The 26,159-nt window shown below is 48.7% G+C and carries 24 protein-coding genes and 2 tRNA genes; 21 read left to right on the top strand and 5 right to left on the bottom strand.

Annotation, left to right across the window (positions count from 1 at the left end; all coding sequences use genetic code 11):
- Positions 1–55: 55 nt before the first annotated feature.
- From DWZ40_RS15255 to DWZ40_RS15235, 5 genes are all read left to right on the top strand, one after another.
- Positions 56–763, top strand: a complete 708-nt coding sequence (locus DWZ40_RS15255; RefSeq protein WP_118543749.1) for an ABC transporter ATP-binding protein — start codon at positions 56–58, stop codon at positions 761–763.
- A complete protein-coding gene (locus tag DWZ40_RS15250) occupies positions 747–1,922 on the top strand; it encodes an ABC transporter permease (protein ID WP_118543748.1) in 1,176 nt (391 codons plus the stop codon). The genes DWZ40_RS15255 and DWZ40_RS15250 overlap by 17 nt, the downstream gene beginning before the upstream one ends.
- Positions 1,923–1,948: 26 nt before the next feature.
- Positions 1,949–2,776, top strand: a complete 828-nt coding sequence (locus DWZ40_RS15245) for a hypothetical protein (protein WP_118543747.1) — start codon at positions 1,949–1,951, stop codon at positions 2,774–2,776.
- Between the two features lie 200 nt (positions 2,777–2,976).
- Positions 2,977–4,248, top strand: a complete 1,272-nt coding sequence (gene hflK / locus DWZ40_RS15240) for an FtsH protease activity modulator HflK (protein WP_243035355.1) — start codon at positions 2,977–2,979, stop codon at positions 4,246–4,248.
- The gene (locus DWZ40_RS15235) at positions 4,248–5,117 is read left to right on the top strand and encodes a protease modulator HflC (RefSeq protein WP_118543746.1); all 870 of its coding nucleotides are present in this window, start codon (positions 4,248–4,250) and stop codon (positions 5,115–5,117) included. The genes hflK and DWZ40_RS15235 overlap by 1 nt, the downstream gene beginning before the upstream one ends.
- 28 nt (positions 5,118–5,145) lie before the next feature.
- Here DWZ40_RS15235 and hydF read toward each other — a convergent pair whose 3' ends face one another.
- From hydF to DWZ40_RS15215, 4 genes are read right to left on the bottom strand one after another with little or no spacing between them, the layout of a single operon-like run.
- The gene (hydF, locus tag DWZ40_RS15230; RefSeq protein ID WP_118543745.1) at positions 5,146–6,399 is read right to left on the bottom strand and encodes a [FeFe] hydrogenase H-cluster maturation GTPase HydF; all 1,254 of its coding nucleotides are present in this window, start codon (positions 6,397–6,399) and stop codon (positions 5,146–5,148) included.
- Positions 6,400–6,428: 29 nt separating this feature from the next.
- The gene (gene hydG / locus DWZ40_RS15225; RefSeq protein WP_118543744.1) at positions 6,429–7,883 is read right to left on the bottom strand and encodes a [FeFe] hydrogenase H-cluster radical SAM maturase HydG; all 1,455 of its coding nucleotides are present in this window, start codon (positions 7,881–7,883) and stop codon (positions 6,429–6,431) included.
- 49 nt (positions 7,884–7,932) lie between these two features.
- Positions 7,933–8,985, bottom strand: a complete 1,053-nt coding sequence (gene hydE / locus DWZ40_RS15220; RefSeq protein ID WP_118543743.1) for a [FeFe] hydrogenase H-cluster radical SAM maturase HydE — start codon at positions 8,983–8,985, stop codon at positions 7,933–7,935.
- Between the two features lie 5 nt (positions 8,986–8,990).
- The gene (locus tag DWZ40_RS15215; RefSeq protein ID WP_118543742.1) at positions 8,991–9,242 is read right to left on the bottom strand and encodes a TM1266 family iron-only hydrogenase system putative regulator; all 252 of its coding nucleotides are present in this window, start codon (positions 9,240–9,242) and stop codon (positions 8,991–8,993) included.
- A 453-nt stretch (positions 9,243–9,695) separates the two neighbouring features.
- On the opposite strand from DWZ40_RS15215, the gene nhaC reads away from it, so the two are divergent.
- The 5 genes from nhaC (at position 9,696) to galE (ending at position 14,129) form a co-directional block, all read left to right on the top strand.
- Positions 9,696–11,105, top strand: coding sequence for a Na+/H+ antiporter NhaC (gene nhaC / locus DWZ40_RS15210; RefSeq protein WP_118543741.1), 1,410 nt, complete (start codon positions 9,696–9,698; stop codon positions 11,103–11,105).
- A gap of 89 nt (positions 11,106–11,194) precedes the next feature.
- Entirely contained in the window at positions 11,195–12,070 is an 876-nt protein-coding gene (locus tag DWZ40_RS15205) for an MBL fold metallo-hydrolase (RefSeq protein ID WP_118543772.1), read from the top strand.
- A 26-nt stretch (positions 12,071–12,096) separates the two neighbouring features.
- On the top strand, positions 12,097–12,246 hold the full coding sequence (locus tag DWZ40_RS19660; protein WP_182430504.1) for a hypothetical protein: 150 nt from the start codon (positions 12,097–12,099) through the stop codon (positions 12,244–12,246).
- 120 nt (positions 12,247–12,366) lie between these two features.
- The gene (gene sigK, locus DWZ40_RS15200; protein WP_118543771.1) at positions 12,367–12,993 is read left to right on the top strand and encodes an RNA polymerase sporulation sigma factor SigK; all 627 of its coding nucleotides are present in this window, start codon (positions 12,367–12,369) and stop codon (positions 12,991–12,993) included.
- Between the two features lie 110 nt (positions 12,994–13,103).
- Positions 13,104–14,129 carry a UDP-glucose 4-epimerase GalE gene (gene galE / locus DWZ40_RS15195; protein WP_118543740.1) on the top strand — a complete coding sequence of 342 codons (1,026 nt, stop codon included), beginning with the start codon at positions 13,104–13,106 and terminating at the stop codon, positions 14,127–14,129.
- 96 nt (positions 14,130–14,225) lie between these two features.
- Here the strand turns inward: galE and DWZ40_RS15190 are convergent, their stop codons facing one another.
- Positions 14,226–14,756 carry a DUF4364 family protein gene (locus DWZ40_RS15190; protein WP_118543739.1) on the bottom strand — a complete coding sequence of 177 codons (531 nt, stop codon included), beginning with the start codon at positions 14,754–14,756 and terminating at the stop codon, positions 14,226–14,228.
- A 115-nt stretch (positions 14,757–14,871) separates the two neighbouring features.
- Between DWZ40_RS15190 and DWZ40_RS15185 the strand changes: the two genes are divergently transcribed.
- The 11 genes from DWZ40_RS15185 (at position 14,872) to rlmB (ending at position 26,159) form a co-directional block, all read left to right on the top strand.
- Complete coding sequence (locus tag DWZ40_RS15185) at positions 14,872–18,390, top strand: DUF5717 family protein (RefSeq protein WP_118543738.1); 3,519 nt, start codon at positions 14,872–14,874, stop codon at positions 18,388–18,390.
- Between the two features lie 69 nt (positions 18,391–18,459).
- Complete coding sequence (locus DWZ40_RS15180) at positions 18,460–19,686, top strand: DUF5716 family protein (protein WP_118543737.1); 1,227 nt, start codon at positions 18,460–18,462, stop codon at positions 19,684–19,686.
- Positions 19,683–20,492, top strand: coding sequence for a tetratricopeptide repeat protein (locus tag DWZ40_RS15175; RefSeq protein WP_118543736.1), 810 nt, complete (start codon positions 19,683–19,685; stop codon positions 20,490–20,492). Before DWZ40_RS15180 ends, DWZ40_RS15175 begins: the two co-directional genes overlap by 4 nt.
- A gap of 178 nt (positions 20,493–20,670) precedes the next feature.
- Positions 20,671–20,743 (top strand) — tRNA-Val (locus tag DWZ40_RS15170).
- Positions 20,744–20,759: 16 nt separating this feature from the next.
- Positions 20,760–20,833: transfer RNA gene (locus tag DWZ40_RS15165), tRNA-Met, on the top strand.
- Between the two features lie 142 nt (positions 20,834–20,975).
- Positions 20,976–21,632 (top strand): phosphatase PAP2 family protein, encoded by a 657-nt coding sequence (locus tag DWZ40_RS15160; protein ID WP_118543735.1) that lies wholly within the window; start codon positions 20,976–20,978, stop codon positions 21,630–21,632.
- Positions 21,633–21,931: 299 nt separating this feature from the next.
- The gene (locus DWZ40_RS15155; RefSeq protein WP_118543734.1) at positions 21,932–22,855 is read left to right on the top strand and encodes a diacylglycerol kinase family protein; all 924 of its coding nucleotides are present in this window, start codon (positions 21,932–21,934) and stop codon (positions 22,853–22,855) included.
- Positions 22,856–22,887: 32 nt separating this feature from the next.
- A complete protein-coding gene (ispF, locus tag DWZ40_RS15150) occupies positions 22,888–23,463 on the top strand; it encodes a 2-C-methyl-D-erythritol 2,4-cyclodiphosphate synthase (RefSeq protein WP_118543733.1) in 576 nt (191 codons plus the stop codon).
- Between the two features lie 124 nt (positions 23,464–23,587).
- Complete coding sequence (gene cysS / locus DWZ40_RS15145; protein ID WP_118543770.1) at positions 23,588–24,997, top strand: cysteine--tRNA ligase; 1,410 nt, start codon at positions 23,588–23,590, stop codon at positions 24,995–24,997.
- Entirely contained in the window at positions 24,982–25,422 is a 441-nt protein-coding gene (locus DWZ40_RS15140; RefSeq protein WP_118543732.1) for a ribonuclease III domain-containing protein, read from the top strand. The genes cysS and DWZ40_RS15140 overlap by 16 nt, the downstream gene beginning before the upstream one ends.
- Positions 25,419–26,159 carry a 23S rRNA (guanosine(2251)-2'-O)-methyltransferase RlmB gene (gene rlmB / locus DWZ40_RS15135; RefSeq protein WP_118543731.1) on the top strand — a complete coding sequence of 247 codons (741 nt, stop codon included), beginning with the start codon at positions 25,419–25,421 and terminating at the stop codon, positions 26,157–26,159. The genes DWZ40_RS15140 and rlmB overlap by 4 nt, the downstream gene beginning before the upstream one ends.

The raw sequence follows: 26,159 nt of genomic DNA, 5'->3' as shown, positions 1-26,159 counted from the left end.
CAGACTGCGTGCGATGGACCTGCCGTACATGTAAAAATGGAAAAGGAGAGCAGACATGGCGGAACCTCTGATCGAACTAAAAGATATCTATAAAATTTATCATATGGGAGATGAAGAAGTCCGCGCCAATGATGGCATCTCCCTGACTATTTTCCGCGGGGAATTCGTGGCGATCGTGGGAAAATCCGGAAGCGGAAAATCCACGCTTATGAACATCATTGGGGCGCTGGACGTACCAACATCCGGCAGTTACCTTCTGGGCGGCGAAGATGTAGACCAGATGAGCGATGACCAGCTGGCAGATATCCGAAACCGCATGATCGGATTCGTTTTCCAGCAGTATAACCTGCTTCCAAAATCCAATCTGCTGGAAAATGTGGAGCTGCCTTTGCTGTATGCAAAGGTTCCGGCAGAAGAAAGACGGGAGCGCGCCATGCGTTCCCTGGAGCGGGTAGGGCTGGCAGATAAATGGAAAAACATGCCAAACCAGCTTTCCGGAGGCCAGCAGCAGAGAGTATCCATTGCACGTGCGCTGGCTGGAAACCCGTCCCTGATCCTGGCGGATGAGCCAACAGGAGCGCTGGATTCCAAAACCAGCCGGGAAGTATTAAACTTTTTGAAGGAACTCAATGAGGAGGGCAACACCATCGTTATGATCACCCACGACAATTCCATTGCCTTAGAGGCAAAGCATGTGGTCCGGATCCAGGATGGAAAGATCAATTTTAATGGAGACGTGAAAGACTATGCTGCAATCATTTAAACTGGCGATGAAAAGCATCTGGAGCAACAAGGTGCGATCCTTTCTGACGATGCTCGGCATTATCATTGGCGTGGCGTCGGTGATCATTCTTGTAAGTCTGGTGAACGCTTATATGTCCTATATGACAGAAAGCTTTGCCAGTATGGGAACAAACCAGATCATGGTGAATCTGATCAATCTTCCGTCCAGGTCGGTATCGGCAGATGAAATGTATACGTTTTATGAGGAAAATACGGAGAGCTTCGATCATATGACTCCGATGGTGAACATCAGCGGAACCGTAAAAAACGGCACGGATTCCATGACGGCTACATCCATAAACGGTGTCAGTGAGGATTATCTGGGCATCAAAGACTGGAGCCTGAGTTATGGGCGCAATATCCAGTATGCCGATATCACAGCCCGCCATAAGGTTTGTGTGATCGGCACCTATGTGGCGAACGAGTTGTATGGAAGTGCCGAGAAAGCTTACGGGGAGACGATCAAGGTCAATGGCTATGCATTTCAGATCGTCGGGGTTGTGGAGCAGCAGGGCGATGACCTGGAAGAAGGCGGAACCGATGATTTTCTGATCATGCCATACAGCTGTGCGGTAAAGATGGCGCGAAATGCCAGCATCAACAACTACACGTTTACCATTCAGGATTTATCCGCAGCTTCTGAAAAAAAGACTTTGATCGAAGATTTTCTTTACGAAAAATTCAAAAATGAAGATTTGTATACGGTGACGGCCATGAGTGAGATGCTGGATTCCTTAAACAGTATGATCGCCATGGTGTCGGCAGGACTGGGCGGCATCGCCGGGATTTCCCTTCTGGTTGCGGGTGTAGGTGTCATGAACATCATGCTGGTATCGGTAACCGAGCGTACAAGAGAGATCGGAATCCGGAAAGCCCTGGGAGCGAAACGAAGCGTGATCATGCAGCAGTTTGTGATCGAGGCAGCAGTGACAAGCTCCCTGGGCGGTGTGATCGGGATTTTGCTTGGCAGTATCGCTACCTCAGCGATCGGAACCCTGGCAGGCTTAAATGCCGCGCCAACCCCCATGGCGGTGATCGTTTCGTTTAGTGTGTCTGTGGGAATCGGACTGTTATTCGGCTATATGCCGGCAAGCCGGGCAGCGAAATTAAATCCGATCGACGCACTTAGGAGTGAGTAAAAAGAGGAAAGGAGGCAAAGAGATTGATGAAGCAGGAAAAATCGAAAAAATATGAAAAACCGGGAAAATTTGCGGCAATGCTGCTGCTTTTGTTCCTGACTGCAGTGTGCCCGGATATATCCGCATATGCCTCCGATAAAGCCGTGGAAACCGTATATCTCGGCGCGCCGGAGCATGTCTGGTGGGAGACTGACACCACCGGAAAGTGGTCCTCTGTGAAGAAAGCCCATGAATACCAGGTGAAACTATACATTGCGGACAATATGGAGCGGGACGAGGACAACTGGCGCAAGGTGGATTTCGATGATGAAAGCCTGGAGGAAGCCGAGTGTGTGATAACCAGGCGCACTGGAGAAACCTCCTGCGATTTCAGTGCCTACATGAATGATCTGCACACCTATTTCTTTGTTGTGCGTGCAACTCCCAAAGTCAGCGAACAGGCCTACGTCAAAGCCGGCTCCTGGACAGGTTCCCCGGATGTGGACTACCGGGCAAAACAGGTGATCGGCTATACAGATGGAAAATGGCGCAATTACCTGGAAGGAAGCCGCTACCAGCTGGTAGACGGAACGTATCTGGAAGCTGGCTGGCAGCTCATCGAAGCCAGCTGGTATCTGTTCGATGAGCAGGGATACCGTCTTACCGGCTGGCAGGAACGGGACGGGAAAAAATACTATCTCGGAGACAGTGGCCAGCTGGCAACCGGCTGGTTTGTCTGGAATGAAAACTGGTATTACGCAGATTCAGACGGCGTCATGCAGACCGGATGGATCATGACAGAACCGGGAAAATATTATTATATGGATGAAAATGGTATATGGGTAGAAGATAAAGAGAAGGACGTTGATGTGTGAGTCGGCGTCCTTTTTGCTGTTCAGAGAAGTTCACGTCTGTGACCGGCAAATTTTTTATCATGTATTCCGGGAAAGCTGTATTCAGATTCAATAGAATATCCCGCCACTTTATGGTATGATAGATAATATAGCGGACGGCGAGGCAATCGAGTGACGAAGTCACGAGAACGAGCGCACAATATAAAATAAGGAGGAACGCTATGAACCAGAATCCATTTGGGGGACAGGATCCGTTCGATTTTCTGCGCAGGCAGATGGAAGAACAGTTAAAACAGAAGCAGCAGAGCCAGCGGCAAAAAACAAACAAAACCAGCTGGCAGAACCAGGGAGAGGCGGGAGGAAAGCCAGACGGCAGTAAAGAGCAGGAACCGGAGCGCTTTGATTCCGATGGCAATCCGGTAAAAAAGAAAAAGAAGAAGCTTAAGCTTTTCCGGAATGCAGGAACAGCAGTGGTGGTTCTGGTCGTGGCATTTGCTGCCATGAACAGCTATTACATGCTGGATGAAGAAAATTATGCTGTGGTGACGACACTTGGAAGTCCGCAGGCCGAGTCACAGGCCGGCCTGCATTTTAAGATTCCGTTTATTCAGAATGTCCGTATGGTTTCCAAGGGAATCAAAGGCATGCCGATCGGCTATATCCCGGAAACCAGCGAGTCCGTGGATGAGGAATCCATCATGATCACCAAGGACTTCAATTTCGTTAACACGGATTTTTATCTGGAATACATGGTCAATGATCCGGTAAAGTATCTGTACGCTTCTTCAGACCCGGAGTCCACGCTGAAAATGCTGGCGCAGTCTTATATCCGCGACACGGTTGGCATTTATAATGTGGACGATGTCATCACCACTGGAAAAGCCGTGATCCAGTCAGAAATCAAAGAAAAACTGACCAACCGCATGATCGCGGAGGATATCGGTCTTTCAGTGGTCAACATCACGATCCAGGATGCATTCCCGCCGACCGATGAAGTCTTAAGCGCATTCAAAAACGTGGAAAACGCAAAGCAGGGAAAAGAAACTGCGATCAATAATGCCAATAAGGACCGGAATGAGAAGATTCCGCAGGCAGAGGCAGAATGCGACCAGATCATCAAGAACGCAGAGGCAGAAAAAGAAGCCCGCATCAATGAGGCGCAGGGCCAGGTAGCGCGTTTTGAGCAGATGTATACTGAGTACAGCAAGTATCCGCTCATCACCAAACAGCGTATGTTTTACGAGACGATGGAGGATGTGCTTCCGTCCATGAAGGTTTACATTGTGGATGAGAGCGGAACCCAGAAAATGCTGCCGTTGGACAGCTTCACTTCAGCCATGCAATCTTCAGCAGCAGGAGCGGGGATTTCAGACGGTACTGCGTCTAAGAACAGCGGTGCATCCGGCAATAGCAGCACATCCGGTAGTGGCAGCGCATCCGGTACTTCTGGCAGTGCTGGAGTACAGGATAACACGGAAGGAGGAAACCAGTGATGAAGAAAATCGTAAAAGCTTTTAGCGGCCTGATCCTTGTAGCAGCATTGTTTGTGGCAGGAAGTGCATTGGTCATCACCTATCCGGACGAGTATACGATCGTGCGCCAGTTCGGCGAGATCGTGCGCGTGGTTGATACCCCTGGTGTATCCGTGAAAATCCCGCTGATGCAGACCAGTTCTACCATTCCGCGTGCGCTGCAGATCTATGATATCCCGAAATCGGATGTCATCACCAAAGATAAAAAGAGTATGATCGCAGATGCTTTCGTACTTTGGAAAATATCCGATCCGGTCCTGTTTACCCGCCATTTAAACGGGCAGGTAGCACAGGCACAGTCCCGCATCGCGGCCTCCGTCTTTTCCTCTATGAAATCCGTCATTTCCAATATGGATCAGACCGAAATCATCGAGAACCGCGATGGAAAGCTTGCGGAGGATATCAAGGACAACATCGGTACCTCACTGGATGGTTATGGGATTGAGGTTCTGGCCGTGGAAACGAAATCCCTGGATATGCCGGATGACAATAAGCAGTCCGTGTATGACCGCATGATCTCCGAGCGAAACAACATTGCGGCATCTTACACCGCACAGGGCAATTCTTCCGCACAGAAGATCAAAAACGATACCACGAAAGAAGTATCAGTCATGAAGTCAGAGGCAAATGCAGAGGCAGAGAAAATCAAGGCAGAGGGCGAGGCACAGTACATGCAGATCTTGTCCAATGCCTACAATGATGCCAGCAAGGCAGATTTTTACAACTTTGTCCGCTCCCTTGACGCAGCGAAAGCATCCTTAAAGAACGGAAACAACACCCTGATCCTCGACAAGAGCTCACCGATCACGCAGATCTTCTACGGATACTAAAATAAACAATATTGCTATGCTAAATTGTTTACTGCAGCTCCGCCTCCACATCCGGGAACATGCCTACGGAGCGTTTCAGGATCCCGTGCACCTGTGCGATGCAGATCCCGTAATTGGTGACCGGCACGTTTTGCGCGACGGCGCGTGCAATCCGGGACTTCATTTCCCGTTCGTTCAGCATGCAGCCGCCGCAGTGGACAACCAGCGCGTAAGGAGAAAGATCTCCCGGAAATTCCCCGCCGGAGGTGAACACGAAGTTTAATTCCTTTTTGGTGTAGCTGCGGATCCAGGCGGGCAGCTTTACGGTTCCAATGTCACCGCACTGCCGGTGGTGGGTGCAGCCTTCGGAGATCAGGACTGTATCACCGTCCTGCAGTTTATCCAGCTGCGCGGCTCCATGTACCGCTTCCTTCAAGTCTCCTTTGTAGCGGGCAAAGAGAATGGAAAATGAGGTTAGCGGGACATTGGAAGGCGTTTCCTGATCCACTTTTTTGAAAGCCTGGGAGTCGGTGATGACCAGTGCCGGTTTTTTCGCCAGGGAGCGCAAGGTATGGGACAGCTCGGTTTCCCTGGTAACCACAGAGATGGCACCGGATTCCAGGACATCGCGGATTGTTTGCTGCTGGGGGAGGATCAGCCGTCCCTTTGGGGCAGCGGAATCAATGGGAACGACCAGGACAACCAGGTCTTGTGGCCGGATCAGATCAGCGACAATGCGCTTTTCGTTCTTTTCGGAAGAAACAGCTGTGGCAAGCTTTCCAATCAGTTCTTTCAGCTCCTGAATCTGATCGCCGTTTTTGGCGCTGACGCAGATCTCGTTTTCTTGCTTTGCATATCGAGGATGTGCCGGTGGCACGTCCGCTGATTTTGCGGAGGGCAGAACGGAGATGAGGTCCATTTTATTGTATACCGTGATATGGGGAAGCTTTTTCTCATCGAAAAGCTTCAAAAGTTCCCGGTCAGCCTGCTGCAGTCCTTTTTCCGAGTCCACCACCAGAATGGCAATGTCGGTTTTGTCAAGAACCTGCAAGGCACGTTTTACACGCATTTCACCCAGTGCTCCCACATCGTCAATGCCTGGCGTGTCGATGATGACAACCGGGCCGATGGGCAGAAGTTCCATGGCTTTCTGGACCGGATCAGTCGTCGTGCCCTTGGTCTCGGAGACCAGAGACAGGCTTTGCCCGGTTACAGCGTTGACAACGCTGGATTTTCCAGCGTTGCGTAATCCGAAAAAGCCGATGTGTACACGTTCGGCAGATATTTTATCATTTAAACTCATAGTTCGTTACCTCTTTTGAAAATCTGATCCTAGAACCGGAAATCCCGGCGGTTGGATGCTTTTATATCTTCGATATTCTTTTTTGCAATCTCGCGCACTTTTTCCTTCGGAATCTTTTCCAGTTCTTTCTCAATCAGAGCAAAGCCGTGCTGTTTCGTTTCCTCGCTTGCGTAATCCACCAGATATTCAGTAAGTGTCATCAGTGCATTCGGATGGCAGCAGTTTAAAATCTGACCATTCTTGCAAAGGCTCATAAAGCGGTCGCCGGTACGGCCTTCCCGGTAGCAGGCAGTACAGAAGGATGGGATGAAACCAAGCTGCATCAGCCAGTCAACAACCTCGTCTAAAGAACGCTGGTCAGAGACATCGAACTGCTCGGAATCGTGCGGACGTTCCTCTTCGCAGTAGCCGCCGACGGAAGTTCTGGAAGCACCGCTGATCTGGGAGACGCCCAGCTGCAGCATTTTTTCGCGGACTTCCTGACTCTCTCTGGTGGAGATGATCATGCCGGTGTACGGAACTGCGATGCGGATGCAGGCTGCGATCTTTTCGAAAATGTCGTCGGCAAGGCTGTTATCAAACGCATCCGGGTCAATATCATCGGCGTGTTTGACACGCGGAACGCTGATGGTGTGCGGGCCGACACCGTGCACGGCTTCCAGGTGCTCGGCGTGCATCATCAGTCCGGCGAACTCGTACTGGTATCCTTCCAGACCGAATAAAACTCCGAGACCAACGTCATCGATCCCGCCTTCCATGGCGCGGTCCATCGCTTCGGTATGGTAATCATAGTTGTGTTTGGGACCGGTTGGATGAAGCTCTTCATAGCTTTTTTTGTTGTAGGTTTCCTGGAACAGGATGTAGGTGCCGATCCCGGCTTCCTTTAATTTCCGGTAGTTCTCTACGGTCGTGGCAGCAATGTTGACGTTGACACGGCGGATATCGCCGTTTTTATGGTGGATGGAGTAGATGGTCTTAATGGACTCCAGAATGTACTCGATCGGGTTGTTGACCGGATCTTCCCCAGCCTCGATGGCTAAGCGTTTGTGTCCCATATCCTGCAGGGCAATGACTTCGTTTTTGATTTCTTCCTGGGTCAGCTTGACGCGGGCAATGTGTTTGTTTTTCATATGGTAAGGGCAGTATACACAGCCGTTTACACAATAGTTTGAAAGATAAAGCGGAGCGAACATCACAATACGGTTGCCATAGAATGCCTGCTTGATCTCTTCAGCAAGCTGATACATTTGGGCAATTTTTTCCGGAATGTCGCAGGCAAGGAGGACGGATGCCTCCCGGTGGGAAAGTCCGGCACAGTGAGTCTGAGTGCCATCGGCACTTTTGACGGGTCTTGCTTTTTTCAGGATTTCATCGATCAGAGTGATGTTGTGTTTGTTTTCCTCCGCATAGCGGATGGTGTCGAGGATTTCCTCGTGGTTGATAAATTCCTCTGCTTTTAAAGATTTGGGATTGTAGATAGCCATATTGTTTTCTTCCTTTCTTTGCGGTTGGAAGCATTTTAGCAACCTTCCGTCAGAATTTTTCAAGTATGATGTCGCCGCGCGCGGTGACGATGGAGTAGCCGATGGATTCCATACGGCGGTTTAAGCAGGAGCGGCACTGGGCCGATTCGTCCCCGGTACAGATCTTATTGTCGTAAAGCGCATATTTCTTGCGCTCAGATACCGGAGAAAGATTCGGCATGACTACATTGGCACCGGCCAGAATGCCTTTTTCCCTGCCGTTGGGATCAATGGTTCCAAGGGCTGTGGTCGCAGGAAGTAAAATATTCGGTTTGATCAGCCGGATGAGAGAGAGCAGATAGATCGTCTGGTCTGCGGTTCCTGCCGTCATATCACGGAAAGGAGTATCTTTCTGCGGGATGAACGGACCGATGCCGCACATCTCGGGCTGAAAGGTCTCAATGAATTTTAAGTCTTTTGCGATGCAGTCCGGAGTCTGGTAAGGCGAGCCAACCATAAATCCGCAGCCTACCTGGTAGCCAATCTCCTTTAAATCCTTCAGGCAGCGTATCCGGTTATCAAAGGACATGGATGCGGGATGCAGCTTTTCGTAGTGCGCTTTGTCTGCAGTCTCGTGGCGGAGCAGATACCGGTCCGCTCCTGCATCGAACATTTGCTGGTAATCCTCTCTGGAGCATTCTCCGAGGGAGAGCGTTACCGCGCAGTCCGGATAGCGCTCCTTGATCTCGCTAACAAGGCTGCAGACTTCATGTACCGGGACAATGCCTTCGCCGCCCTGCAGCACAAAGGTGCGAAAACCTAGATTCCATCCCTCTTCGCAGCATTCTAAGATCTGTTCTTTCGTGAGCTGGTAGCGGTCGCAGCTTGTGTTGGATCTGCGGATGCCGCAGTAGATACAGTCGTTTCTGCAGTAATTTCCAATCTCGATCAGTCCGCGCACATAGACACCGGTGCCGTAAATTTTGCGGCGCAGGGCATCGGCTTTTTTTGCAGCATAGTCTGAAAGTTCTTTCGTCTGACCTTCCACCAGCGCGCGGTATTCTTCCTGCTTTAGGGTGTGATGCCCGGTCAAACGATCAATGAGGGCAAAAAGGTTCGTCATGGGCATCACCCAATGACATTGGAGTAAGCGGTCTTGACGCTGACTCCGTCCAGATTTCCAAGCTTTCCAGCCAGAGCAGAGATCGTATCCTGCGGTGCGTCCATGGCGATGGATACGATGCTGATGTGCTTTTGGCGATAGGGAATCCCCATTCTTCCAATGATGTAGGGACCATACTCATGAAGCATGGCATTCAGCTTTTCTACAGAATCCGGGTTTTCTACAATGATACTCATAACAGCAACACGTGTTTCCATAAAACCTCCTGTTTGTTGTAGTGGTGGTGACTGCGAAAGCAGCGGGCAGTCACAAAGACAGAGAAAAAGCCGCATCCGTAAAGGTGCGGCTGGACAGACTGCGGCTATAGATCGGGCAGTGAACCGGGCGAACCTTTCACGCAGGATGTTTCCACCCTTAGTGTCGGAATGCATCATGATTCTCATTAAGAACAGAATACCACAGATTGTGTTATATTTCCAGTACTGCTGTGGCGTGATTTTGTCAGTCTGAAATGAGAAGCATCAGCAAAATTACATTGCTGTGTATATTTACGTGAACAGAACAACAGCAACTCTTGCAATTTTCATGGAAATTCGGTATAATAAGAAAATATCAACGATTTAACGCGTTGAATTGATGAAAAACGGGCGGTTCTGGAAGCGTATCCAGGCTGCGGTGTGAAATGTTATGGGAGAGGGGAACCTGATATTATGAACGAAGAAAAGAATCTGAATATGCCTCAGTCACTGTTGCTGTTGCTTTTGATCATTGGATCTGTGGCAGTCTGCATTCGGCTGAAGACAGGAGGACCGATGATCGGTTTGTTTATGAGCTGGATCATCATTTATCTGTTCTGCAAAGTGTTAAAGATTGAGTATGATCATGTAGTGAGCGGCGCTTATGATGCCATCCGTGTTGTTGTGCCAACGTTGTGCCTGCTCATGTCCATCGGTGTCATGATCGGTACCTGGCTGCAGAGCGGTACCATTGCATCAATTATTGTGGGCGGTCTGAAGATGATCAATCCGACCTGGCTGCTTCCGTTAACACTGGTGTTCTGTGCAGTCTTAAGTCTGGTGACCGGAACTTCTTACGGTTCTGTAGGCAGTGCCGGTGTGGCTATGATGGCCATCGGCAATGCCATGGGAATCCATCCGGGTATGGTAGCCGGTGCAGTCATCTGCGGTGCCATGTTCGGTGACAAATTAAGTCCTCTTTCGGACACAACCAACCTGGCTCCGGCGGTGGCAGGTGCAAAGTTAAATGACCATGTCCGCTCCATGCTGTGGACAACTCTGCCAACCTTTGCCATCAGCCTGGTAATCTTTACCATCCTTGGTATCAGCCAGACATCCGGTGGTTACGAGGAGGGAAATCTGCTGGTTTACATCGATGCCCTTCAGGAAGAGTTTAAAATGGGAATTGTGACGTTGCTTCCGGCGGCTGTAATCATCGTTTTGCTGCTCTGCAAAGTTAATGCGATCGTTTCCCTTGGACTTTCTGCAGTCTGTGCGGGTGCAGTATCCTGGTTTTATCAGGGAGCAACGCTGCAGAGTATCATCCGCGTGGCATACAATGGCTACAGCACCCAGATTGAAGAAGCAATCTTGAAGACAATCTTAAACCGCGGCGGTATGAGCAGTATGCTGCAGTATGTGGCGATCATCTGCTTTGCTGTCGGCATGGGTGGAATGTTAGACCGTCTCGGTGTTCTGGGCAACATTTTAAATGCCATTACCGGTCGGATCAACAGCGATGGAAGCCTGATCCTGGCCAGTCTTCTGGTTGGTTATGTAACCAGTTTCATCAGCTGCTCCCAGCCGATGTCTCATGTGCTGACCGGCAATATGATGAAGCCGTTGTTTCAGAAAAGAAACATTGCACCGGAGATTTTATCCAGGACTTTGGAAGATGCGGGAACATTATCCGGTCCGATGATTCCGTGGCACGGTTACTGTGTGTACATGGCGGGAACGCTCGGTGTGGCATGGTCTGTGTTTTTCCCGTACCTGTTTTTGCTGTATTTAACCCCGCTGTTTAGCATTTTTTATGGTTTTACCGGAATTTCCATCCGTCATACGGAACCGGAATCCAAATCACAGGATCCTGCAGCAGTGTAGCTTTTGGATTGAAAACAGCAAGAACCATACGATCACAAAGAAATATTTCAGCAGCAAAATAAAATGGAAAGTGGAGCATAGATATGATTATGGAAACAAAACTTGTACTTCTTGGCACCGGCACGCCGAATGCGTGTCCCAATGCCAGTGGTCCGTCTTCGGCAGTTGTGGTAGGAGACCGGGCATATCTTGTTGATTTTGGACCAGGGGTGGTCCGTCAGGCAGCGAAGGCTTATAAAAAAGGAGTGGATGCTTTACGCCCCGATCGTCTGACGGTAGCGTTCTGTACACATTTGCACACCGATCACACTGCCGGGTATTCGGATCTGATCTTTACGCCGTGGGTGCTGGAGCGAAAAGAGCCACTGCAGGTGTTCGGACCAAAGGGAATCCGGGAAATGACAGAACATATTCAAAAGGCCTATGCAGTAGATATTGATTTTCGCATCAATGGTTTTGAGAAGGCCAATGAAGTGGGGTATAAAGTTGAGGCAAAGGAAATTCAGTCTGGGGTGATCTATCAGGATGACCGGGTCACTGTGGAGGCATTTCCGGTCAGCCACGGAACACTTGAAAGCTATGGATTCAAGTTTACGACTCCGGACAAGGTCATTGTGATCAGCGGCGACACCGCACCGCTTGAGATTGTGGCACAGAAGGCCAAAGACTGTGATATCCTGCTTCACGAGGTGGAATATACCGCCGGACTTTCAGCCAGGGAGCCCAAGTGGCAGAAATATCACCGGGAGGTTCACACATTGAGCGTGGATCTGGCAAAAGTGGCACAGAAAGCGCAGCCAAAGCTTCTTGTTACATATCACCGGATCTACCATATGGAAATCCAGGATAATACAGTAGATGTAGAAGCTGAGATGAACCGCAGAAATGAAGCAATCCTGCAGGAAATCAAAGATGCCGGTTATCAGGGCCCTGTGGTGAATGGACAAGATCTGGATATCTTCTAAAATGTTATTGCAAATAGCTTTTTATAATGATATGCGGAGAGTTTCAGATCAGTTATGCCTGCGGCTATGCGTTTTTCGGGGATTATCCAAAGGCATCGATCATGGATCTTTTGAATGAAGCCGACAAGAACATGTATGAAAATAAAGTTCAGATCAAAGCCGGAATGGTAAGATAAAGAACGGATGTGAGGGCTTTCGTTCCTGCTCACAGGCAGGGATTTTCTGAACGGAAAAAGGCACTGGAAAAGCCACCGAAGCATAAACTATGATAAGAATGCTTCAGGGTGGCTTTTTCTTTGCAGACATTTCCAAAGCCTTTGACACCTGGAGAGGAACGGACCTGCCTGAAACGCATGCAGGAGGGCGACCGTGAGGCACGTGATATCCTGATCGAACGGAATTTGAGACTGGTGGCCCATGTGGCAAAAAAATATCAGGGAACGGACTACGAAATGGAAGATTTGTTGTCAGTTGGAACCATTGGTCTCATTAAGGCGGTGAACACGTTTCATCCGGAACGGGGAAGCCGCCTTGCAACCTATGCAGCAAAATGTATTGAAAATGAAATTCTGATGCTGTTCCGCGCAGGTAAAAAATATAATCGGGAAGTCTCCTTGTTTGAGCCGATCGGAGTCGATAAAGACGGGGAGTCGGTCAGTCTGGTGGATGTGATTGAACTGGAAACCAGAGAAGTGCTTGAAGATCTGATCATGGAACAGGACCGGAAAGAACTTTACGAAGCATTTGCCTGCTGCTTAAAACCCCAGGAGCAGACCGTGGTAAAGATGCGATACGGGCTGTTTGGAACAAGGGCGTGCACGCAGAGGGAAATTGCGAAAATGCTTGGGATATCGCGATCATATGTTTCGAGGATCGAAAAACGGGCGTTGAAGAAGATGGCGGAGCAGATAAATGCAGATTAAAAAAATAATCACACAAATCACAAGAAAATTGCATTGTTTTCAAATGCTTTCCCATATATAATATATGGGAAAGCATTTTTTGCATATCCAACCAAAGGAGGGGTATTATTATGTCTACCATTTTAGTGACAGGCGGTGCCGGTTATATTGGAAGCCACACCTGCGTGGAACTTTTAAATGCCGGTTATGATGTTGTAGTCGTGGACAATCTGTGCAATTCCTGCAGAGAGTCTTTAAAACGTGTGGAGGAGATTACCGGTAAGAAATTAACTTTTTACGAAGTGGATCTGCTGGATGAACCGGCACTGGATTCCGTATTCCAGAATGAAAATATTGATGCAGTCATTCATTTTGCAGGTTTAAAGGCAGTCGGGGAGTCTGTATATAAGCCGCTGGAATATTATCATAACAATATCACCGGAACTCTGATTTTATGTGATGTGATGCGCCGCCATGGCTGCAAGAGCATCGTGTTCAGCTCTTCCGCGACGGTTTATGGCAATCCGGCTTTTGTGCCGATCACAGAGGAATGTCCAAAGGGCGAGATCACCAATCCTTATGGACGGACCAAAGGCATGCTGGAGCAGATCTTAACAGATCTCCACACTGCAGATCCGGACTGGAAGGTCATGCTGCTTCGTTACTTTAACCCGATCGGTGCCCATAAGTCCGGTCGTATCGGTGAAAATCCGAAGGGAATCCCGAATAATCTGCTTCCGTATATTACCCAGGTAGCAGTCGGCAAGCTGGTATGTCTTGGCGTATTTGGCAATGATTATGACACACCGGATGGAACCTGTGTCCGCGACTATATCCATGTAGTGGATCTGGCAGATGGTCATGTAAAAGCACTGGACAAGCTGGCAAAAGAAAAAGGCGGTGTCTGGATCTACAATCTGGGAACCGGTGTTGGTTACAGCGTTCTCGATGTGATCAATGCGTTCGAGGAAGCAAACAATTTAAAGATCAACTACGTATTCAAAGAGCGCCGCGCAGGCGATGTTCCGCAGTGCTATGCAGATTCTTCCAAAGCAGAGCGTGAACTTGGCTGGAAAGCGAAATATGGCATCCGGGAGATGTGTGAAGATTCCTGGAGATGGCAGAAAAACAATCCGAATGGATATGAAGAAAAATAAAGAAAAACCGATTGCTTCACGTTACATGTGAGCGTCGGAAAATTCGGACCAAAGAGAATTTCAAAACAATATATGGAATGAAAAACGAGGAGGCCGTCAGGTCTCCTCGTCGCTCATTAATGACTTCATAATAAAAGAGTAAATCTCCTTGCTTTTCTGTTCCCACCGGGCGCTCATGGCAGCGGCCTGGTCGCGGTCCGGAACAGACAGGTTCAGCTCAATGAGCGGAGAACGTCCTTCCCGGACTTCACAGTGGACGATATAGTCCTGGCTGGTAGACTTGTAATAATCGGAAACAAGGCTGACTTCGTTGCGCAGCCGCAGGCGGTTTTCCTTCAGATAGGTATCCATATCCTCTATGATCGCAGGGGAAATACTGCTTTCAAAAAAATGAAGGGTTTCTTCCCCCTCTTTGGTGATTTCATAGCGTGTGGTACTGTGTGTGGATTCGGCATGGATCAGACCGGAATCCTTTAGTTCGCCAAGAGCCTGCTGGAGTGTGAAATAGCTCGCATATTCATGTTGCAGAAAAAAATCGGTCAGCTGCGCATTGGTCAGCGGAAAGTTTACTTTTTTGAGCATGTACAGGTTCATGAGTTTATATAACGTCATCGGTTCAGACAACATAGAAAAGTGCCTCTTTCATCTAACAATTTTCTTAATCATACCAATTTAAATCTTTTAAATCAAGTGGAATTATGTTAAACTAGTGCCATATGTAAAGAAAAAGACAGGGGATACTATGAGAGAAAGAATTAACCGACTGGCAAAGGGCATCGTTGACGCGGAAATCCCGGAGGTACTGATCCAGCCGGAAACGTGTGAGGGACCGGTGACTGCAGGTCAGGTATGCAGAAAAGAACTTTATGTGACGGACCGCTATGGCTGTTTTATCAAAGGTCTGGTGTATTCGTCCCATCCGCGTGTGCGGGTTCTGGGTACTTCCTTTGGAGGAAACCGGAATCGAATTTTTTATGAGGTTGACTGCCGAACCCTGTCAGATGGAGACAAAATCGAGGGAGTGTTTGATCTTGTGACCAATGGCGGCGAGAAAAAGCTGCCATATTCTTTTGTTGTGGAACCGGATCCGGTGGGAAAAATCCTGGCCGGTTTAAAAACGGCTGAGACATTCGCAAAGCTGGTGCAGTGTGACAGTGAGTTTGCAAAACGTTTGTTTGATTATCGTGACTTTACGGATGCCCCGTTTATGCAGGATCTGCAGGTCCGTGCCCTGTATGATGGCTTAAAGGGAAAACCGAACCGCCAGAATGAACTGGAAGAGTTTCTGGTGGGACTCCATGCGAAAAAACCGGTGGAACTGAGTGTCGACACGTCGCTGCGCAGTTTTGAAAACCCGGAACAAAATTTGCAGGGAACACTCCTGGTGGAGTGCAGCACCTGGGGATATATCCGATTGGAAGCAGAAACGGATGGAGAGTTCATTATACTTTCAAAAGCGGTGTTTACGGATGCGGATTTCCAGGATGGTGTCTGCGAGATCCCTTACCGGATCGATCCTGCGCATTTGCATCAGGGCAAGAATCTTGGCGCTGTCTGGATTTCAACGATGCGTCAGCAGATCTGTGTTCCATTCGAAGTTTTGGCAGGAGATGATGGCAAAGACCGATCCGTTTACGGAAGAAGGGAAGCATTTGGAAACTATCTGGAACTGCGTCTGGAGTATGAGCTTGGTCTGTATGGGGAAGCGCTGATGCGCAATCAGCTGAAACAGCAACTGGAACTCATTCGCAGCCAGTATGGTGAGAGTCTTGCGGTAAATCTGTATCAGGCCGATCTTTTTTTGCTGGAGGGAGATACCGAAGCTGCAAAAGAAGTTTTGGGAAATTGCCGGGAAGAAGCTGCTTCCGTGCGCAAGTACCGTCCGGAATATGAACAGCTTCACCAGTATCTTTCCAAACAGCTTCAGCCGGTTAAAGAGGAAGAAACAGGAGCAGAGGAAGAGGGGATTGCAGAACTTCGCGAAGAATTCGAGCGCGGCAGCCGCAGCCCGTATCTGTATGTCCGGGTCTGGGAATTATATCAGAATCATCCGGAACTGTTTACCGGTCTTTCCGATTTCGAATTACAGGTGCTGATGTTTGCTGCGAAGAGAAAACTGGTCGATAAAACATTTGCGTTAAAAACAGCAGAATTGGCTGTAACGGTGAAGCGCAGCGGCAGACTGTTGTTCCGTCTGCTGACTATGCTGTACCGGCAGTATCCGGAACCGGAAATCCTCAATGCGATCTGCAGTATCCTGATCAAAACAGACTGCCGTGATAAAAAATATTTCACCTGGTATCAGAAGGCGCTAAACGATGGTGTCAGTCTGACGAGGCTTTATGAATATTACCTGTATGCACTTCCGGAGGATTACCCGTATTTGCTTCCGAAAGAAGTTCTGTTGTATTTTTCTTATGAAAAATCCATGGACACGGCAAACCGGGAAGTGCTCTACAGTAATATTGTCAAATTCATGAATCCGGACTCATCTTTGTACCGTCAGTATGAGCGGGATATCGAACAGTTTACCATGGAGCAGCTGCTGCGCTCCCGCGTAAACAGCCGCCTCGTGACGTTATATCAGCATGTTCTTTATAAGGAGATGATCGATGAACAGGTAGCGAAAGTCTTTCCTGCCATTTTAAAATCGTACCGCATTACGGTATCCGGGAAAAATATCCGCTCGGTCGTTGTGTGTTATGAAGAACTGGAGCGGGAAGATGTCTTCCCTGTGAAAGATGGAATTGCGTATGCGCCGCTCTTTTCCAGCCATCCGGTTCTTTTGTTTGAGGATGCATGCGGAAACCGTTACAGCAATGTGTCTTACCGGAAACAGCAGGCGATGATGACAGACCAAAAAGAACTGGAAGAACGCTGCTATGAAATTTGTCCGGAGCAGCCAATGCTGCTTTTGGAGCGCTGCAGCGCGATCGTACAAAATGGCATGAAAGATGCACTCGACCGGCGCATTTTAAAGCGCACGCTGAAAGAACTGCATCTTCATCCCCTGTTTCAGGAAAAACTGCTTGCGTGTCTGATCGGTTATGACAGTGAAAAACAGGAAACAGAAGAGAATATGCCGGGAGTCCTGGACTATCTGACCCAGGTCAATGCGGAAAACTTAAGTCATGAAGAACGCGCAAAGCTTTTAAAACTGCTGATCTGTCAGGATAACTATGTGGAGGCCTTTTCGCTGATCCAAAATTATGGCTATGACGGAGCAGATAAGGAAGAACTGCTGAAATTGTGCAGCCGGATGATCTTAAACCAGATGCCGGAATCCGACGATACACTGCTTGGACTTTCTTGGAATCTGTTTTCACAGGGTGAGTGGGATGGCGCATTGCTGGATTATCTGTGTGAGCATTTCAACGGGACATCGGAGCAGATGTACCAGATGCTTGAAAAGAGCGAAGAGGAGCATGTTGAACTCTACGATCTTCCAGAACGTCTGCTTGCGCAGATGATGTTCAGCGGGGAAACAAAGCATATTGATCCGGTATTTGCCTGTTACCGAAAAGGAAAACGGGTCAGTGAGCTGGTGACAAAAGCTTACTTTACCATGAAGTCTGCGGATTATTTCTTAAAAAACTGTCCGACGACCGATGCGGTTTTTGCGTATCTGGAGGAAACGGTGAAGCAGATCCCTGAGAAAAAACGGATCCCTACGATTTATATGCTGGCGCTGACACTGTGGTACAGCCGTAAGGAAAGTCTGTCAGAAGAACAGGAAAAACTGGCGCGCGGCATGGTGGACCAGCTTCTGGAAGAGGGTAGGATTTTCGCGTATTTCCATCAGCTTGGACAGAAGATTCCGATGCCGGATTCGATCATGGACCAGATTACCATAGAATACCGGGGCAGTCGGGAAGTGCGGCCGGAACTGAAAATCCGGGTACTGCCTGTAGAAGAAAACAGCCACAACGCGGAGTTTATAAAAGTATATCCGGGCATCTACATCCATCAGCATGTGCTGTTTGAGGGAGAGGTGCTGGAATATGAGGTTTATGAAAACGTGGCAGAGGAAAGAAGCAGCGGAGATGTCCTGGATACAGCTTCACCTTGTACCGCGGTTAAAAAAGATGGCGGGCGTCTTTCCTACGACAGTTCTTTAAATGGCGGACGGGAGAGCCGCTTTACTGCACTCAACGATATGAGCCGGTGTCTGATGGAACACAATACATCACAATTGAAAGAAAAAATGGAAAAATACCTGACGGACCATGCGGCCATGGAATCTTTGTTTACCTTAATGTAAGGATAAAAAAGCAGGTTTTGTCAGATAAGGTATTTGCAAAAAAGGCAGATGCTGGATAAGAGGAATTATATGAACGAATTGGTAGCAGGCATTGATCTGTGCGACGAATACACACAGATCAGTTGCGGAGACGAAGAACAAATATGGACATTTCCCACGGTGCTTTGCCGCCACAAGACGGCAGAAACCTGGTCTGTTGGGGAAGATGCTTATGCGCGCACCCTCAGTGGGGAAGGAAACCTGACCGACAAGCTGGTAAAGCTGGTTTTAAAAGATGGAACGGCAACGCTCGATGGGAAACGCTATCCGGCAGAAGAACTTCTGCTGCTGTTTCTGGAGCGTGTGCTTCAGATCGTCCAGAAAGAGCTGGGACAGACGGAAAGTTTTGCAGGGCTGACCTTTACGGTGCGCAGTCTGGATGAACGTCTGGTCCAGGTATTGTATTCCTGCGGGGAAAAGCTTGGAGTTTCAAAAGAAAACATCCGGGTCATTGGACATTCCGAAAGCTTTATCTATTATATGCTAAGCCAGAAAAAAGAAATCTGGAACGGGACGGTTGGAATGTTTGACCTGTCAGAAGAGGAACTTCGTTATTACGAAATGAAAGTGCAGCGTGGCCTAAAGAAAAATGCAGTGTTGGCAGAGTATAAAAGAATCGAAGAAAGTTTCAGCCTGGATATCCTGGAAACACCTTCCGGCGCGAAGCTTGGTGACAAGATCCTTTGCACCTGCGCAGAACGGCTGATGCAGAGAAAACTGTATTCCGCTGTGTTTTTGATGGGAAAAGGGTTTGAAAAACGGGAGTGGGCAGAAGACTTTATGAAGCTGCTTTGTACGAAACGGCGTGTATACATGGAAACAGCCGTCTTTGCCAAAGGCGCAGCTTACTGTGCGGCAGACTATCTGCGCCCGCAGACCTCCTACCCGTATGCCATGATCTGTGAAGGGCGTTTAAAAGCAACCGTCACGATGGAAGTCTTATTCAAAGGACAGGAAAAAGAAGTGACACTTGCAGCGGTCGGAGACAGCTGGAGAAACATGGGAGCTATGCTGGAAGTGATTCCGGAGAAGCAGAATGCAGTAGAACTGGAAATCACGCGATTTGACTCCAAAAAGAAAAAAGCAGTCACGATCATGCTGGAGGGATTCCCAAAACGTCCGGAAAAAACGACAAAGGTTAGGATTGAAATTACATTTCTCGATGAAAAAACAATGCGCGTTACGCTGACAGACCGGGGATTTGGGGAATTGTTCCCAGCGTCAGATGCAAAAGTCGTGCAAGAGGTTATGCTATGAGTTTAAGATTATGCAGATCAGAACAGGTAAAAAATCCATATTATGTAAGCTTCCTTGGTGTGCACCTGTATTCTTCCCAGGAGCTGGCTTACGTCATTTATCATTATCCGCTGCTTGTGATGGACCGGCTGGTCGATGACCGCCTTCTGGATTTTTTGCGGGAAGAATTAAATCTTGGTTTTCTGGCATTGAAACTAGACAATTGGAGAAAAAGCGGGGAAGACCCGGACGAAATGCTGATCTTTCTGCTTCAGGAAAGCGATTATTATTCCCAGAATGAGATTTCAGAATATCGTCAGACGTTGTCGTCTTACCGGAAAAAATCTGCAGGAGAAGTAAAAAAACTGCGGGCAGACGCCCTGTTTGGTATGCGCCAGTATGGAAAAGCAGCAAAGATGTATCAGGAAATCCTGGATGATCCTTCGGATGAGGCAGAGGATCCGCTGCTTGCCAGAGTCTGGAACAATCTGGGTGCCTGCTATGGCCGGATGTTCCTTTTTGACAAGGCGGCTGAGGCATTCGAAAAAGCTTATAACCGGAGCGGCAGCCGGGAATGCCTGCGCAGCCTGTACTGGATCACAAAACTGGACAGCCGTGTGATTTTGGGAGAACGGTTCCGGAACACGATTACACAGGAAGAACAGTCCGCCTGGGATGAAACACTCGTCCGTGCACAGGAAGAGGCAAAGGAATCCGAGACGGTAAAACAGGTGGAAAGCTGGTTTCGGAAAGACGCGGCTGAGGGAGAGAAGGCTGCACGGGAATTAGTCGAAACCTGGAAGCGAGAGTACCGCGCGATGGTATAAGCGAAAACCTGGAAAAGGAAAAGCATGCGGCACAATGGGATCATGCGGCAAATGCAAAATATAATTGTAAAAAATGCGTGTAAAAAATATTGTGAAAAATAAAAATAACGCTTGACATATTTGCCAAAACAAGGTAAACTATCTGAGTCGCAAGCGAAACGCTTAGTGACAACGATATGGGGTCTTAGCTCAGCTGGGAGAGCATCTGCCTTACAAGCAGAGGGTCATAGGTTCGAGCCCTATAGGCCCCATACCAAAACCAAATATGGCGGAATAGCTCAGTTGGCTAGAGCACACGGTTCATACCCGTGGTGTCGAGAGTTCAAATCTCCCTTCCGCTACTTACTAGAAGTTCTGGTTTTCCAGAACTTCTTTTTTCGTATTTTTTTGATTTTAAATTTTTTACAAAATCCCTTGTAACCTGAAAAACGGTGTGATATAATCCGAAAAAGTCGAGAGAATTCTTTGGAAAGGAAAAGTCAAGTGAAGAACCTGTTAAAAAAATATGGACACATCTGGGTGTGTGGTTACATCCTTTTCTACCTGCCGTATTTCTTCTGGCTGGAAAGCGTGATCACGGACAATTACAAGATCATGCATGTGGCACTGGACGATATGATTCCGTTTTGCGAATACTTTATCATCCCTTATATCATCTGGTTTTTCTACGTATCCGGGGCGGTACTGTATTTCTTTTTTACGGATAAGCAGGACTATTACCGGTTATGTGCTTTCTTATTTATAGGCATGACGATCAGCATGCTGATCTGCACGGTATATCCGAATGGAACTGACCTCCGGGTAGAAGTGGATCCGAACAAGAGCATTTTCTGTTACCTTGTGCAGAAGATTCATGACAGCGATACTCCGGCGAATGTATTCCCAAGCATTCATGTATACAATTCCCTGGGTGTGCACATCAGTGTCATGAACAGTGAACGCCTGAAAAACCGGAAGTGGGTACGCCGGAGCTCGTTCGTGATCATGGTGGCGATCTGTTTGTCTACCGTATTTTTAAAGCAGCATTCCGTAGTCGATGTGACGGGAGCCATGGTTTTAGCATACGTGATGTATCTGTTTGTATACGGAAGTGTTTACGTGGAAAGCCGCAGAACAGCAAGACAGAAGGTAACTGGCTGACGTTCATACGGCAGAGGCTGCCGGAATGGAACATGGTTAAAACAAAATTTGGAAGAGTCAGGTCTTTGTGGTCTGGCTCTTTTTGATATCAAAATCAAAATTATATTGGATGCACGGAAATCTGTTTTGAGATATTCTTTTTCCTATTCACTGGCTGCTTTTGAGAAAATTTTTGAGGATTGTCAGAATTGAACCTATTTTTATACAAAAATTCTTAGGAGATTTTGCAGTTTTATGATATACTGATAGGTAATAATGTGTGGGTAACTGCTTTGCAGTTACAGATGCGGGAGGTGCCCATGTACTATTTTATCGTAAACCCGAACGCGCATGGCGGTCGTGGAGAAAAAATATGGAAAAAACTGGAACGTCAGATCCGGAAATCCGGTATCAGCTATGAGGCTTATCAGACTGAAAGTCCGGGCGATGCCAGACGCATTGCCGCGCAGTTGACTGCAGACATGCAGGAGGAGATTACCATTGTGGCAGTCGGCGGAGATGGAACGGTAAACGAAGTGTTAAACGGTTTGTCTATCGGGGATTTCCTTACGGTGGGGTATATTCCGACCGGTTCCGGCAATGATCTGGCCCGTGGCCTGAATAACTCCAGAAATCCGGGAAAGTGCCTGAAACGGATTTTAAATCCAGAAGAAATCTGCAGGGTGGATTATGGCATCCTTTCCTATGAAGATGAGGAGCCGGTTTACCGGCGTTTTATGGTCAGCAGCGGAATTGGCTTTGATGCAGCAGTCTGTCACCGGCTGTTAGACCGGTCAAAGCCCGGAGAACTTAGGCAGATCCCCGGAAGAGGACGCTATATTCTGGCTGGTCTGAAACAACTGCTGACGGCAAAGGCATCCAGGGGCTATCTGATCCTGGACGGAGCCAGACGGGTTGAATTTAACCATATTTATTTTGTGTCTGTGCATAATCATGGCAGTGAAGGCGGTGGCTTCTTATTTGCGCCCAAGGCAGTCTTTGACGATGGAGAACTGGAACTTTGTGTTGCGCATACAGCATCCAAACTGAGACTGCTCCCGGTTCTTTTAGACGCCTACCGTGGACATCTGGGACGGCGGCGCGGTGTTCATTTCTATCGCTGTAAGGAAGCGGTCATTCATGTGGAACAGCCGATGCCGGTTCACGCAGACGGGGAAAACTGTTACTGCCAGAATGAGTTGCGGGTGCGCTGCGTAAAACAGAAGCTCCGCATGATCCTGTAACTGGAAATGAAAGAAATAAAGGAGATATAAATATGCGAATTGGACAAGGATACGACGTCCACAAGCTGGTAGAGGGTCGGGATCTGATCCTGGGAGGCGTTACGGTTCCTTATGAAAAAGGTCTTCTCGGACATTCCGACGCGGATGTGCTGGTTCATGCAGTCATGGACGCTCTTTTGGGAGCTGCCGCACTGGGAGATATTGGCCAGCATTTTCCGGATACCGATCCGAAATATAAGGGAATCTCCAGCATTGCCCTGTTAAAAGAGGTAGGTGCACTGTTGGAAAAAGAGGGGTATATCATCGAAAACATCGATGCAACCATCATTGCGCAGCGGCCAAAGCTTGCAGCTTACCGTCCGCAGATGGCAAAAAACATTGCAGAGGCGCTGCATCTGGAAGTAAATCAGGTGAGCGTAAAGGCAACGACCGAAGAGGGGCTTGGCTTTACCGGAAGCGGCGAGGGAATCTCCTCCCAGGCGATCACCCTGCTTTCCCATATGCGTGATTTTGCGGCAGATGACCGTATGGTATACCGCGATGACGCCTACAGCGGCGGCTGCGGCGGCTGTCCGGGGTGTTGCAGCAAGAGTACAGAAGCAGAATAAAAGCAGACTCTGAAATTGCAGCATTGGCAGGGAACTGCCGGACACGCATATGTGGACAGGACGGCAGAAACTGCTGCGGAAAAGAAAACAGCCCGATATGGGAGAAGACAAGGAGAAAACGATTATGAAAATTTTTAATACACTGAGCAGAAGAAAAGAAGAGTTTGTGCCATTGGAGCCTGGCAAGGTAAAAATGTACGTATGCGGACCGACCGTATATAACTTTATCCATATCGGAAACGCACGTCCGATGATCATTTTCGATACCGTACGCCGTTATTTCGAGTACAAGGGTTATGAGGTGAACTACGTTTCCAACTTCACCGATGTAGACGACAAGATCATCAAGAAAGCCATCGAGGAAGGTGTCGATGCAGAGACCATTTCCAAACGCTACATCGCAGAGTGCAAGAAAGACATGGCGGACATGAATGTAAAACCGGCAACGACCCATCCGCAGGCAACCCAGGAGATCGCAGGTATGCTGGAGATGATCCAGACCCTGATCGACAAGGGACATGCTTATGTGGCAGCAGACGGTACCGTATATTTCCGTACCAAATCTTTTAAGGATTACGGTAAGCTTTCCCACAAGAACTTAGACGAGATGCAGTCCGGTTTCCGTGAACTGAAGGTGACCGGCGAAGAGAACAAGGAAGATCCGTCCGATTTCGTTCTCTGGAAGCCGAAAAAAGAAGGCGAGCCATACTGGGAGTCTCCGTGGTGCCAGGGCCGTCCGGGCTGGCACATTGAGTGCTCTGTGATGTCCAAAAAGTATCTGGGCGAGCAGATCGATATCCATGCAGGCGGCGAGGACTTAATCTTCCCGCACCACGAGAACGAGATTGCGCAGTCTGAGGCAGCAAACGACAAGACCTTTGCAAATTACTGGATGCACAACGGCTTCTTAAACATCGACAACAAGAAGATGTCCAAGTCTCTTGGAAATTTCTTTACCGTTCGCGAGATCGGTGAAAAGTATGACCTTCAGGTTCTGCGCTTCTTTATGCTGAGCGCCCACTACCGCAGCCCGATCAACTTCAGTGCGGAGCTCATGGAGGCTTCCAAGAACGGACTGGAGCGTATCATCACCTCCGTTGAGAAGTTAAAAGAGCTGCAGGGCAAGGTATCCGGCGATGCACTGACTGAGGCAGAGCAGGAGAACCAGAAGACTGTAGATGAGCTGATCGCGAAATTCGAGGCAGCTATGGACGACGATTTCAACACCGCAGATGCGGTTTCTGCAATCTTCGAGCTGGTGAAGCTGGCAAACAGCACCGCAAACGAAGAAAGCAGCAAAGCCTATGTAGATCTGCTTAAGGAAACCATCAGCAAACTGAGCGATGTTCTTGGTATCATTACCGAGCGCAAGGCAGAGGTTCTGGACAGCGAGATCGAGGAGCTGATCGCGGCAAGACAGCAGGCAAGAAAAGAGAAAAACTTTGCCCGTGCCGATGAGATCCGCCAGCAGCTTCTGGATATGGGCATTATCCTGGAAGATACCAGAGAGGGTGTAAAATGGAAGAGAGCATAAAGATCGAGGAAGCTATCGCAAAAGTGTTAAAGCTGGAAACGGTAGATCCGCGGACCTACTCGCCGCTGGTGCTTGCCTACATCGGAGATGCCGTTTACGAGCTGCTCATCCGCACGAAGGTTATCAACCACGGCAGCATGCAGGTCAACAAGATGCATAAAAAGAGTGCCAGTCTGGTAAAGGCAGAGACACAGGCGAATATCATCAAAGCCATTCAGGAGGAGTTAACCGAGGAAGAGCTGGCAGTTTATAAGCGCGGGCGCAATGCCAAGTCAGCTACCACGGCCAAGCACGCCACCATGATCGATTACCGCATGGCAACCGGCTTTGAGGCACTTGTCGGGTATCTGTACCTGCAGGCACGTCACGACCGTCTCCTGGAACTGATCCGGGACGGACTGGAAAAGATTGGAGAACTTTCATGAGATACGAAGAATTAACCATTGAAGGACGCAATGCCGTGTTAGAGGCATTCCGCTCCGGAAAAACGATCGATAAGCTGTTCGTGCAGGATGGCTGTAAGGACGGACCGGTCCAGACCATCGTAAGAGAGGCAAGAAAGGGCGATACCATCATCAATTTCGTACCGAGAGAGCGCCTGGACCAGATGTCTGAGACTGGAAAGCACCAGGGTGTCATCGCTTACGCTGCGGCTTACGAGTACGCAGAGGTGGAAGACATCTTAAAGGCAGCAGAAGAAAAGGGCGAGCCGCCGTTTATCTTCCTCCTGGATGGAATTGAGGATCCGCACAACCTCGGCGCGATCATCCGTACCGCAAACCTGGCAGGTGCACATGGTGTCATCATTCCGAAGCACCGCGCGGCAGGTCTTACTGCAACGGTAGCAAAAACCTCCGCTGGTGCATTAAACTACACACCGGTGGCAAAGGTTACCAACCTGGCGCAGACGATCGAAGACCTGAAAAAACGTGGCTTATGGTTTGTCTGCGCGGATATGGGCGGTGAAGTCATGTACCGCCTGAATTTAAAAGGGCCGATCGGTCTGGTGATCGGAAATGAAGGAAACGGAGTCGGCAAACTTATCCGTGAGAAGTGCGATATGATCGCATCCATCCCGATGAAGGGCGACATCGACTCCCTGAATGCTTCCGTGGCAGCGGGCGTACTGGCTTACGAGATCGTGAGACAGCGGCTGAACTAA

This window comes from Clostridium sp. AF32-12BH (genome assembly GCF_003477935.1).
In the GTDB taxonomy this organism is placed as follows: domain Bacteria; phylum Bacillota; class Clostridia; order Lachnospirales; family Lachnospiraceae; genus Brotaphodocola.
This window is presented reverse-complemented; position numbering and strand designations above follow the sequence as displayed.